The organism is Flammeovirga aprica JL-4 (assembly GCF_012844305.1).
GTDB classification, from domain to species: domain Bacteria; phylum Bacteroidota; class Bacteroidia; order Cytophagales; family Flammeovirgaceae; genus Flammeovirga; species Flammeovirga aprica.
In genome coordinates this window covers 102,841-116,025 of sequence record NZ_JABANE010000008.1, presented here as the reverse complement: position 1 = coordinate 116,025, position 13,185 = coordinate 102,841, and the positions used below count along the sequence as shown (strand labels likewise).

The 13,185-nt window shown below is 35.4% G+C and carries 9 protein-coding genes; 6 read left to right on the top strand and 3 right to left on the bottom strand.

The features are described from left to right. Window positions 1-144: 144 nt before the first annotated feature. From HHU12_RS04555 to HHU12_RS04540, 4 genes are all read left to right on the top strand, one after another. Window positions 145-534, top strand: coding sequence for a hypothetical protein (locus HHU12_RS04555; RefSeq protein WP_169655437.1), 390 nt, complete (start codon window positions 145-147; stop codon window positions 532-534). A 202-nt stretch (window positions 535-736) separates the two neighbouring features. Continuing rightward, window positions 737-2,008, top strand: coding sequence for a TolC family protein (locus HHU12_RS04550; protein ID WP_169655435.1), 1,272 nt, complete (start codon window positions 737-739; stop codon window positions 2,006-2,008). A gap of 184 nt (window positions 2,009-2,192) precedes the next feature. After that, complete coding sequence (locus tag HHU12_RS04545) at window positions 2,193-3,314, top strand: efflux RND transporter periplasmic adaptor subunit (RefSeq protein ID WP_169655433.1); 1,122 nt, start codon at window positions 2,193-2,195, stop codon at window positions 3,312-3,314. A 30-nt stretch (window positions 3,315-3,344) separates the two neighbouring features. Next, the gene (locus tag HHU12_RS04540; protein ID WP_169655431.1) at window positions 3,345-6,437 is read left to right on the top strand and encodes an efflux RND transporter permease subunit; all 3,093 of its coding nucleotides are present in this window, start codon (window positions 3,345-3,347) and stop codon (window positions 6,435-6,437) included. A gap of 69 nt (window positions 6,438-6,506) precedes the next feature. Here the strand turns inward: HHU12_RS04540 and HHU12_RS04535 are convergent, their stop codons facing one another. Together HHU12_RS04535 and HHU12_RS04530 are read right to left on the bottom strand one after the other, a co-directional pair. Continuing rightward, window positions 6,507-8,432, bottom strand: coding sequence for a PAS domain-containing sensor histidine kinase (locus HHU12_RS04535; RefSeq protein ID WP_205959776.1), 1,926 nt, complete (start codon window positions 8,430-8,432; stop codon window positions 6,507-6,509). 174 nt (window positions 8,433-8,606) lie between these two features. Beyond that, complete coding sequence (locus tag HHU12_RS04530) at window positions 8,607-9,188, bottom strand: helix-turn-helix domain-containing protein (RefSeq protein ID WP_169655427.1); 582 nt, start codon at window positions 9,186-9,188, stop codon at window positions 8,607-8,609. Between the two features lie 321 nt (window positions 9,189-9,509). On the opposite strand from HHU12_RS04530, the gene HHU12_RS04525 reads away from it, so the two are divergent. Next, window positions 9,510-10,727 (top strand): tyrosine-type recombinase/integrase, encoded by a 1,218-nt coding sequence (locus HHU12_RS04525; protein WP_169655425.1) that lies wholly within the window; start codon window positions 9,510-9,512, stop codon window positions 10,725-10,727. 109 nt (window positions 10,728-10,836) lie between these two features. On the opposite strand, the gene HHU12_RS04520 is transcribed toward HHU12_RS04525, so the two are convergent. Next, window positions 10,837-11,811: a hypothetical protein gene (locus HHU12_RS04520; protein WP_169655423.1), complete on the bottom strand. Its 975-nt coding sequence runs from the start codon at window positions 11,809-11,811 to the stop codon at window positions 10,837-10,839. A 566-nt stretch (window positions 11,812-12,377) separates the two neighbouring features. Between HHU12_RS04520 and HHU12_RS04515 the strand changes: the two genes are divergently transcribed. Next, window positions 12,378-13,073, top strand: coding sequence for a GP88 family protein (locus HHU12_RS04515; RefSeq protein ID WP_169655421.1), 696 nt, complete (start codon window positions 12,378-12,380; stop codon window positions 13,071-13,073). Window positions 13,074-13,185 lie beyond the last annotated feature (112 nt).

Genomic DNA, 13,185 nt, shown 5'->3' with positions numbered 1-13,185 from the left:
TTGCATCATTTTTAGGACTCAATCTGTATTTTTTAGTTAAAATTAATTTCATTTCCCTAACAGCTGTTAATGACATTCGTAATCTTTTTGATTGCTGCGTATTGTTGTAAAGAAGAGCTATCACTGTATAGCATCAAAAAAATAATGAGAGGATATATTTCACATAGTGGCATCATCAAAAGCTTAGTGCTGTTAATGGCATTTCACTTACTCAACGTAAGTGTGAATGTAAACGACAGGCTATTGCCAAAACACATGTCCAATGAAATTGAAAGTATCTTTGAGTTGGTATCCATGCATCTATTTGGAGAAGATGCTGCATTACCTGATAACCCTTCTGGCGAAGATGAAGGTCAGGTGATCGTAGGTCAAATCAATATTACTTGGTTCCTTAGTAACCCAAGCATTATAACTCCAGCGTCCCAAGTTGATATTGATGAATTGCCAACTGACGAGAAACTCCCAATCGCTCGTCCATTATTTTATACTTCTCCTTCCTACCCTACAGATACTCCCCCGCCTAAAATGGCATAGTATTATTTTACCGTAATGGCTTTTAAGTAGCTTATAATTAAAAGTATAAGCTCTTTATTCCTACGCCTATACTTACGGTTTTTTTTATGTCTTTTCAGAAGGCATCCCCTATTCAATATTTTATGTTTATCAACTTTCCATAAATCAATTTTGTGGGTAAGTCATGATACCTTATTCATTATTATTATTTAGGTATAATACTATGTACAAGTATTTTATTGGTTTAATGTTATGCATTATAAGCCTTACTGCCTCTGCTCAAAAAGCGGAAGAAGAAGCCTTAAAAATGCAGTTAACTATACCACAAGCGGAGGAAATCTTCCTTCAAAAGAACTTAACTCTAATCGCTGAAAAGCAAAATATCGAGATTTCAAAAGCTGAAATTATTCAAGCAAAAGCATGGCCTAATCCTGAGGTTGGAATAGAGATCGCTATGTATGACAATGAGGATAATATTTGGTTTAGAACAGATAGAGAAGCCCAAAGAGTTTTCGAGATCTCACAAATGATTGAGACTGCGGGTAAAAGAAAAAAGAGAACCAATGTTGCTAAGATTGAGGCTGAAATTTCAGAGTATGAATTCTACAATACATTGAGAGAACTTCGTACGGAACTTCGCTCAGAGTTAGTTGAGTTACATTATGCACAAGAGAAAGCGAGTAGCTATTTAGTGGCCATTGAGCCCGTTGAAAAGTTAGTCGCTGTTTACAAAGAACAATCACAAAAGGGAAATGTATCTAAATCAGAAGTGGTGCGTTTGAAAGCACTTCTGTTGGATGCCAGAAAAGGTTGGCTAGACTTGGTTCAAGAAGCCGCTGATATTGAAGCGAACATTAAAATGCTCTTAAATGTGCAGGCCAATGTGAGTCTTTCTATCACGATTCCTGAATTCAAGCCAAGTGAATCTTTACCCGATCCGACGCTTTGGGCCACACTAGCACAAGATCATAGGTTCGATTTTAAAATCGAAAATATTCGTATGAAACAATCTGCGGAGAGTCTTGCGTTAGCCAAAGCTGAGGCGGTACCGGATCTACATTTAGGAACAATGTATGACCGTAGAGGTGCTCACCAAGCAGATTATTGGGCGATTCAAATTGCTTTTGATTTACCAGTTTGGGATAGAAACAAAGGGGGAATTCAAGCGGCTAAAATTCAGCAGGAACAACAACAAGTTCGCTTAAATGAAGCAGAGAAAAATCTTCAGATTGATATCTACACTGCTGCTCAAAAGTTGAATCAAGTAAGATCGCTTTATGAGCAGTTAGATCCTGAATTGTCTGCGGAAATGGAAGAAGTAATGGGTGCTGTAACCAAAAGCTACCAACACAAGCAGTTGAGTCTTTTGGAGTTCATTGACTTCTTTGAAAGCTACCGTGACAACCTTGGACAATGGTACGACACTGAAATGTCCCTATTCCAAGCACAAGAAAATGTCAACTACACGGTTGGCAAAGACATCTATCCTATTTAATCATCAGCTATTGTATAATTAATATCGAAAGTTTTGGATTTACTTTTTTAGCCTACTCGGCGTTAGAATATCATCACGTAGTTACGACTATGCTCTTCTATTCTGCCTTGATTAGTCAAAAAAATAACAATCCAACTTATTCCGATTTTAAATACACAACAGCTTAATCTTAATTCGAAATCACATGAAATCTTTATATAAATTCGTTGCAGGTCTAGTATTCGCTGGAACAATCAGTCTTTCTTTTCATTCATGCTCTACATCAACAGCTAAAACTGAAAACAAAAAAGAAACTACTACTGAGCTAAGCTCAAGTATGAAAAAAATTGTAGCTACTGAAGCAGTTACCTCTTCTACACTTTCCAATAAAATCAGATTGACAGGTACTGTTGAGGCATTACCTAACAAACAAATCCGTATTCCAGCTATCGTTTCTGGTAGAGTAACCAACGTGATGGTGGCTATCGGTGATGAGGTCAAAAAAGGACAGGTTTTAGCTAAAATTTACTCTGCTGATATGGCGGAAGTAAAACAAGAATGGATCGAGGCAAAAGCCAATGTTGACCGTGAGGAAAAGGAATTTGAAGTAGCGAATTCATTATTTGATGCTGGTTTAAGTTCTGCTTTGGAATTACAACAAGCGAAAAGTGAGTTGGAAGCGGCAAAAGCTCAGTTGGAAAAAGTAAATCAAACATTGAAATTAATGGGTGAATCAAGCAATGCGACTCACATTGTAAGAGCACCTATGAGCGGAACAATCATTGAAAAGAACATTACTGCAAATATGTTATTGCGTGATGATTTTGAAGAGTCAATGTTCACAATTGTCAACTTGAGTGATGTTTGGGTGAAAATCAATGTATTCGAATCTGACTTAAGTAAAGTACAGTTAGGTGCTAAAGTAGAAGCGAAAGCAATGGCGTATCCTAATGAAACTTTCACAGGGAAGATCGAAAAAATGAGCAAAATGATTGATCCTGAAACGAAGGTTTTAAGTGCTAGAGTGGCGATGAGCAATGAGGATAAAAAGTTACTTCCTAACATGGCGATGAACGTAGTGGTTTACCAAAACTTTGATGAAGAAGTATTAGAAGTGCCAGATAATGCCATCGTATTCCACAACAACAAAGACTATGTTGTAAAGAAAGTAGGTCAAGAATTTAAAGTTGTTCCTGTACAAGTAAAAGGGAACAATGATGGTAAAGTATTCATTTCGGGTGATTTGAAAAGTAATGATCACGTTGTATCTGAGAAAGCTCTATTATTATTCAATGAGTTAATGGAACAACAACTTGCTAAAAACTAATCCGTCACCTGCTAAAAATTTGTAGAAGAAATGAAAAACTTTGTTCAAAATATCATTAGCTTCTCTCTGAGAAACCGATTCTTTGTGTTCTTTATGACACTAATCCTGATCGTTTCCGGAGTAATTAGCTATCAAAATACACCCATCGAGGCATTTCCTGACGTTACCAACCCAAGAGTAAGAATTATCTCACAATGGCCTGGTAAGAGTGCAGAAGAGTTGGAAAAATTTGTAACCCTGCCGATTGAGGTAGAGGTTAATTCAACCCCTGGTAAAACTGAAGTTCGTTCGATTTCATTGTTCGGTTTGTCCGTAGTTACTATCGCTTTTGGTGATGATGTGGATGAATTTAAAGCCCGTCAATTGGTAGCGAACAGAATCATGAATGTGGATCTTCCTGATGGCGTTGATTCTGAAATGGAACCTTCTTCTGGACCTACCGGTGAGATTTTTAGATATACATTAAAATCAGATCATCAATCCGTAAGGGAATTAAAAACGCTTCAAGATTGGACGATTGAAAGACAGTTGAGAGCTGTACCGGGTATTGCAGATGTGGTAAGTTTTGGTGGTGAGGTAAAAATCTTTGAAGTAAGTGCTGATCCGCATTTGATGTCACAATATGATATTACTGCATTGGAGCTTTATGAAGCTTTAGAAAGAAGTAATGTCAATGTGGGCGGTGATGTAATTGAGAAAAGAAACCAAGCCTATGTTGTAAGAGGTATTGGACTTTTGAACAATAAAGAGGAGATCGAAAATGTGATCATTGAGCGAAATGGCAATACAACTGTTTTGGTCAAAAATGTAGCGAAAGTACAAGAAACGTTTGCTCCTAAATTGGGTATTGTTGGTTTGAATGATGATCCTGATTTGGTGCAAGGTATTGTAGTGATGCGTCGTGGTGAAAATCCTAGTGAAGTAATCGAAAGACTTCAAGTGAAAATTCAAGACTTGAACGAAAGAGTACTTCCTGAAGGAACACAAATCGAACCTTTCTATGATAGAGCCGAGCTGATTGAGTACACTACTGACACCGTAATGAAGAACTTAGCAGAAGGTATTTTCTTTGTAGTCATTTTTGTATTACTCTTTATGGCAGATTGGAGAACGACTTTTATTGTCTCCATCATTATCCCGCTTTCACTCCTGTTTGCATTAGTTTGTATGAGGATGAAAGGCATGTCTGCCAATCTTCTTTCATTAGGAGCAATTGACTTTGGTATTATCATCGATGGTGCCGTTGTAATGGTGGAAGGACTCTTTGTAGTACTTGATAAACGAGCGAGAGAACTTGGAATGGAGAAATTCAACAAGCTATCGAAATTAGGTTTGATCAAGTCTGCAGGTTCTAAATTGGGAGCTAACTTATTCTCGTCTCAGTTAATTACTATTCTTGCCTTAGTACCAATTTTCGCATTCCAGAAAGTGGAAGGAAAAATGTTCTCACCATTAGCCTATACTTTTGGATTTGCATTACTAGGTGCCTTGATTATGTCCCTGACATTGGTGCCTGTTTTGGTAAGTGTTCTTTTAAAGAAAAATGTAAAAGAGAAAGAGAATTTCTTCACTCGTTTCATGCAAAAAATGTTCTACGGTGCATTCTCTTGGGCTTACAAGCGTAAAAGATTAACAGTGCTATTATCAGGTGCTGTATTATCAGTTGGTTTATTCTTTGGATCAAGATTGGGTACTGAATTCTTACCTCAGCTAAATGAAGGGGCGATTTATATCAGAGCCTTTATGCCGATCAGTTCTAGCTTGAGTGAGTCGTATGATATGACGCAAAAACTCAGAAAAACGATTCGTGAAACTCCTGAAGTAAGAGGCGTATTATCTCAAACAGGTAGACCTAATGATGGTACTGACCCTACGGGATTCTTCAATATTGAATTCCACGTAGACCTTTACCCTCAAGATGAATGGGAAAGAGGACTATCAAAACAAGAAATCATCACTGAACTCGAAGATAAATTAAACGATTACCAAGGTGTTTCTTTCAACTTCTCACAGCCTATTATGGATAATGTGGAAGAAGCTGTAACTGGTGTGAAAGGTGCTTTAGCCTTAAAAATCTATGGTAATGATTTATTCCAATTGGAAGATTTAGCCAATGAGGCTAAAAACATCATGGAAGGCATTGACGGTATCACTGACCTTAACGTCATCAAACTAATCGGTCAACCTGAATTACGTATTGATCTGAATCAGGAAAAAATGGCGCTTTATGGAGTGGCTACAGCTGATGCTCAATCCGTAATCGAAATGGCAATTGGTGGTAAAGCGGCCACTCAATTGTATGAAGACGAGAGAAGGTTTGATATCCGTGTTCGTTACCAAGAGGAGTTCAGACAAGATTCTGATATGATTGGTCATATCAAAGTTCCAACATTAGATGGTGGAATGGTACAGTTGGGCGAAATCGCTGATATCACTACTCAAACAGGCCCTGCCTTTGTTTACAGAAGTGGTGGTGAAAGATTTGTTGCCATTACCTTCTCCGTAAGAGGGAGAGACCTTGGTAGTGCAGTGGCTGAAGCTCAAGAAAAAGTAGAAGGCACTTTGAATATCAGTAAAGGAATGCACTTCTCATGGGATGGTGAATTTGAAAACATGGAACGTGCTCAAAACCGTTTGATGCAAGTCGTTCCAGTCGTGATGGTCATGATCTTCTTGGTATTATTGACAACGTTCAATAACGTAAAAGACGCTAGTATCGTGATGATGAACGTACCATTCGCCTTAATTGGTGGTATTCTTGGTTTGACGTTCTTTACGATGAACTTCGGTATCTCTGCCGGTGTAGGTTTTATTGCCTTGTTTGGTATTTGTGTACAGAATGGTGTACTACTCGTCTCCAAGTTCAAGAGTAATTTACAAGAAGGAATGGGATTGGATGATGCCGTTCACAATGGCGTAAAATCAAGAATTCGTCCAGTATTGATGACCGCAGTGACTGACTTTGTAGGTTTATTACCGGCTTCAATGTCAACGGGAATTGGTTCGGAATCTCAGAAGCCTTTAGCGGTCGTGATTGTTTGGGGTATTCTTACTGCAACAGTCTTAACGCTGATCGTATTCCCGGTATTCTTTAGTATCTTCTATAGTCGTAAAAAGGCATAACCTTTTTCACTATATAATCATATACACCCTTTTTTATACTACTTTCAAGCTACAAACTGATCTACGGATCTAGTTTGTAGCTTTTTCTTTTATTTCTTTAGGGAAAATACTCCACAGGTTTGGGATGGTAATTTTGAATTTGGTGCCTTCGTTCAAAATGGATTCCACAGAAATTTCTCCACCCAAACGCTTCACTGCTTCTCTCACAATATACAGTCCTAAGCCCGATCCATTATTGACGTCAGTGGCTCTGTAAAACATATCAAAAATCTTACTGATATGATCATTTTTAATGCCTATACCATTGTCTTCTATGACTAAAACCAAATCATTTGGCGAGACATTGACTTCCACTTTAATCTCTGGATTAGGAACCAAAGTTGTAAATTTATAGGCGTTTGAAATTAAATTATTAAGAATTACTGCAAGTCTTGATTCATCACAATACAAGTGATTCTCAATATTAATTTCTTTGGTGATTTTTACTAATTTATAATTACTGATAAACTTATACTGTTCAAGAGTTACATCTATCAGATCTTTTATCTCTACTCTGTTTGGCTTCAACTCCATTCTGTTATTTCTTGAGTAATTCAAGATATCACGAATAAAGTCATCTAACTTCACAAGAGATCGCTGCTGTAATTTGAGGTATTCTTTTACTTCTTCCAAAGATGCTTCCATACACAACTCTATCAGACCTAATGCAGATGTGATTGGAGCTCTTAAATCATGAGAAACTCTGTAAACAAAATTATCCAATTCTTTATTGGCTTTGCTCAGCTCCTCATTTCTTTTCATAAGCGTATCTTCATACTTCTTACGGTGTGTTATATCTTTGATAATCCCCAAGAATCCAATAGCATCACCATACACATCCTCAAGAACACTTGTTCTGACTTCTATCCAAATGTGTTCTCCATCTCTTCTCTCAATCTGAAACTCTATGTAGTTATCATCCTTCAAGAAATCGCTCACTTCCACATTGATCGTCTTGCTCCTGTCCACTCCTTTCAAAATCACATCCAATGGTCTGCCCATCAAGTAATTTTTAGGATACCCCGTTAAGGAGATAACGGCATCATTGATATAAGATATTTTCCCCTCCAAATCGATTACTAGAATACTGTCTTGAACCGCTTTTAGAATCGTTGATTGGAAAAATAGTTTTTCATGGTTTTCATGCTGACTTGTGATATCTCTCGCTACAGCATAAATCACTCTTCGATCTTCATCTAAAGTCGCATCCCATTCCAGGTATTTATAATCGCCCCATTTTGTTCTGTATCTATTAATAAAGGATCTGATTACTTTTCCGTCACAAACATCTTGGAAAACCTTTATGGTTTCATTGATATCATCAGGATGCACCCAGTTGGAAAAATTATACGCTTTTAATTCTTCAATGGAATACCCCAAGGTTCTCTCCCATGATTGATTCATAAACAAATAATCACCGGAATCTGAATCTGTGATACAACAAAGGTTATAAGAATCAGTAAAAAAGGGTTTGAAAGATAAATTGAAGGAATTATTGACTGGCAATTGAACTTTTGTAGTGTTCTTTTGATGAAGAACATCCATTAGATTTTCACCAATTATAGCAACTTGCTCCATGGCAAAAAAATCATATTCTGTATCTTTCTGCTGTACAAAAGAGAGGACTCCCATTACTTTATTCAGTTGAATATTTTTAATGGGAAGACAAATAATCTCGTGTGTATCTTCCTGAGCAATCACCATTTCTTTCGTCTCGATCGTTTTTGTGATGATCTGTTCTAGCGAAGGCATTGTCACTTTTTTGCCTTGGTCATATCGTGAAACACAATGATACACATCTCCATATTCTCCCACTTTACAAATTACACAGTAAGATGACTCTAAGTATTCTTGAGCGAAATACAAAAGAGATTCCATACAGCTTTTAATAGTATCGGAGGATAATGAGCGTTGTATACGTAATAGGTTATGATAAAATTGATCCTTCTTTGTCATTGGAGTAGAAAAAAACTAACCTTAAAGCAATGTTATTCGTCAGGTATTAGTTACAAATGATTCAGTACAATTCATAAGGTACATTACATTTCGATAATTAACAAATGTTTAATTTTTTTTACTTCTTGATAAAACTGAAATGGTCTAGCCTGAGTACCACTGCTTTTCAGTTACTTAGGTATTATTACTTAAACAATTTCTAAGGTGTGTTGGGTTCATTTTCTTAAAAGAATTTGGAGTCATTCCTGTTGCTTGCTTGAATTTACTAGACAGATATTGTGTACTATTAAAACCAAGTAAATCAGCAATTTCCTTCACGCTTAATTCATCATAAATCAAAAACTCCTTTACCTTTTCTATTTTTTGCTGATTCAAATATTTTTCAATTGTCACTCCTTCTGTTGAAGAAAAAAGATGACTGATTGTAGAGTATTCCTTATTTAAATGTTCTTCTAATTCTGAAGAAAAAGTCCTGTTCCACTGTTGCTCTTCCAGATTTTGAAATTTATCATGAATCAAGTTTTTCACTTTCTCTACAATGATGGTCTGTTTATCATCTAATATTTCAAAACCCAAATTTTCTAATTCTTTTGTAACATTTTCCCGCTGATCTGGTTGTAAAGGAAGTTGTAAATAGGCGACACCTAACTCAACACGGTCAACCATAACATCATTTTTATCCAAAATATTCCAAACAGCTTGCACACATCTTGGGCAAACCATGTTTTTGATTCTTAGGGTCAATAGGTCCTTCATTTGTGAATAATTATTGATTTACGAATAGTTTTACATACTATTACGTTGATTATCATAGGTTAAAGGTAAGCTATTTTACGAAAAAAATTGATTAACGATGATTTTCGTCGTATTTTTGCAAACCGCGAATTAATCTATCTACTTTTTGCTTCCAAACTAAATGCAAACGCATATTATCAAAAATACAGCTTTTGGACATAATAACATACATCACAATTACCCTATTCAATATCAATTGAATAGGGTAATTTTTTTCAACTATATCATGTGAGGTGTCACACAGTAATATGTGATGTTTCAAATTCTAATCTAAAACCTCACATGTTACAACTAAAAACACAACAAATGAACCTTCATGTTTCATTCTATTTCCGAAAGCTAAGAACCACTGCAAAAACTGGAATCGGGTCCATTTGTGCAAGAGTCACATTTAACGGACAAAGAGCTAACTCAGGTATAAGTACCAGTGTAAAATGTAATCGGGAAAATTGGAAAAGTAATCGAGTGGAAGGATGTAAAAATGCAAATATCCTCAACGAAACGCTTTTCTTATGGGAAACACATATCAGACAAATTGCAAACACTTTACTTCAGACAAACAAAAATATTACAGTCGATGACATTATCAAACATGCCCGTGGTAATGGAATAAACCTTGAAATAGGTCATATTTTTTCAGTCTATGTAAGCAAAAGAAAAAAAAGTGTATCAATCAACAGACTTAAACAACTAGAAATCATGCAAAAAAGAATCGTCAGAATACTTGCTGACAGTAAAATTACACACGCAAATCAGGTGACTACATTTAAACTTGAAGAAGTCTACTATAAACAATTAGACTTTGGGCGTTCTCACAACACTATTCGACAAGACTTTTCAATGTTAAGAAATGCATTCAACTATTATGCAGAACTTAACAGTGTACCCAACATACGCTTTGGGAAAATTGAAATGGACGGTAGAAAACCAAGTAGAATCCTGTATCTCAATCAAGATCAGATCGAATTATTGAAAGTTTTCAATATTGAAAAACATAAAGATACATACCTTAAAAATATTCCAGCTTATGAACTAGCCAAAAAATGGTTACTCTTTGGTGCTTATACTGGTATGCATTTCAATGAAATAAAAAGATTTGATCCAAAAATTCACATAAAAATGAGAAACAGAAACAAGTATGTAGAAATTTTCCGATCAAAAACGGAGAAAAAGAATAATAAACCTTGTATCATCCCTCTTATTCCTCAAGCTCTGGAGATGCTCAATCATTTTGATGGTTCTCATAAAGATGATTTTAAGACTGGAGCACATATCAATCACTTTTTAAGAATGATCGGTCAATGTATGAAACTAGACTATAACCTTACTCATAAAATCGGTCGAAAGACATTTGGTTGTATAATGCTTATGCAAGGAATGAGCGTGGAATCTGTATCAAAAATGATGGGGCACTCATCTGTAATTACAACTCAGAAGTATTATGCACTGGTACTAGAAGAAAGAATATTTAGAGAATTCGAAGCAATCAATTTTAATTAAAAAAATAACACACTGCACTTTTTGTGAATAAGTGTCAATGTGTTATTATTATATCAGAATCGTTAATTAAACCCTCTGCTCGTATTTTACGGGTTTGAGGGTTTTTTATTTATATTTCTTGATTCATTACATCATCGTCTTTTTTTAGCACTACTTTTCCAAGCTTTCTCATTATTTCATGGTTTAGCTTCTTCTTATCAACAAAAGAATTAAGCTTGTTTTTAATCTGATTAGGAGTAAAACCATGACCATAAAACCTTGCTTCTAATAAAACACTTGAATCATCAAAATATTTTTTACCTGCTACAGCTCCACCAAGGGGTACATGATATTTTTTATGAGGAGAATAGCGATATTCTTGAGAAACAAAACCCTTTTCTTTTTCAATATGAGGTACAGCGTGACTAACCAACTCTCCATAAACACCACTGGAAGCATTATAAGACGAACTGCCAAAAATCACTACACTGTCAACACCACTAATGCCTGTTTTATGGAAAACTAGATAAACATCTTTATTCATTCTCTCAATATATGCTGCTTCCTCTTTTTCCGTTTCAGCAATCAATGCCAGTTGTTTTTCCTCCTCCGTCATGTATTCTTTAGGCATACCAAAACTTGCAGCAAGAATAAAAGCACAACAAGCCCCAAATATAGACATGTACTTATACTTTAAAGGAAGCTCTATTTTTACAGATTTATCCTTTACAATTTTATATTCTAACCTATATCCAACTTTATACCTTTTATCACTTTTATGGATTTCTTTTCGTTTTGTACCATATACATACTGCTTACTCAAAGCACAATACAAAACAAACAAAGCTCCAGCTATAAAAACGAATATACCTCCAAACCCTTTTTCTATAATATCAGGATAAATACCAACTATAAAGGCTCCAATTAACCGACTAATAAAATAAATGATTATAGCATTAAATGGTATATAGAGAAGTTTAGTCCACATAGAGGGCATTCTAACTTCTTGGCCTGCTTCAGAAAGATTACGGCCCACCGAATCAATAGCTCTTACAGTTTCCCTAACTGCAATTCTACGAATAGCTTGCTCAAAGATATTACTCATCAGTTTATAGTTTAATAGTTTACGAAATAAATACTCAGCCTTAAAAGATATAATTATATAAATATAAAAAGAGTAACTAATAATAACTTATATGAGCTCTGATTTTTTAAGAAGTAACTTCTTCAAATTTAAGAAGTGGAAATAGTTACTAATATACTAACACAATTCGTTAGGTGTGTTTACTTCTTCAAATTTAAGAAGTGGAAATTATGCAAAAAAAAGAGAACTATTCCCGTTTCTGAACAGCTCTCTTTAATACTATTTAAAATAAGTCATCATAAGACTAAGTGTGCGAACTCTAATATAATGACTTATTTAAAATGAATCAATTGATTCATTTTAAAAGTGAGTTTTTTTTAAACGACCGCACTCCCCCGTCCTTAAGTTACGAATAATTTTCTTTTAATACAAATTATTGACACTATATTGTATTAAATAAAAATAAATACAATATAGTGTCATATTATTGTATTTAAAATTTGTTTTATACAATATAATGCCGTATATTTGTATAGAACAATGAGGGAAACGCCTTCATTTAGAGTTTAACCAAACTTAAAATTGACATGATGAGATTGACTGTTTCGAGGTCAAACACAAAATTAGGAGATACTCCTAATTTTAACCTTCCAGCCGGCCACAGTTGCCCAGGGGCTTTAGATTGCTTAGCCAAAGTGAATAAAGAAACTGGAAAACTTCAGCAAAAAGGAAAGTTTAGGTGTTTTGCTGCTTCTATTGAGAGCTTAAGAAAAAATGTTAGGACTTCAAGAAATAACAACTTTCTACAGCTTGTGAAGCTCAGCAAAGATCAAATGGTTGAAAAGATCACTGAGGACGTTATCGGAGACCTGAGAAGGCGTGAAAAACTCTTCAGAATCCACGCTTCGGGTGATTTCTTTAATAGAAATTACTTCCAAGCATGGATAGAGATCGCAAGACAAAATCAAGACATTTTGTTTTATGCTTACACCAAAAGCATAAACTACTGGATTGAAAGTCTTGATTCAATCCCTGATAACTTAGTGTTGACCGCTTCGAGAGGAGGCCGTTACGATCACTTAATTGATGAGTATAAGCTCAGAGAAGCGGTGGTAGTAAAATACTCCTCAGAAGCTCAAGAAATGGGAATTCCGATTGATTCAGATGATTCTCTCGCTTATGATTCAAAAGTTGAAAAGTTCGCTCTTCTTCTTCATGGCACGCAAGCAAAAGGATCTGAGGAATCAAAAGCGGTCTTCTCAAGAAGAAGAAAGAAAGCCTAAAAAACTTTTTTTCTTCTTCGCCCTTCGGGGTACATTCTCAATAATCAATAAAGTTTGAAAATCGTAAAAACGCACGCCCTAATTAAGGAGTAAACTAAATACAATATTATGA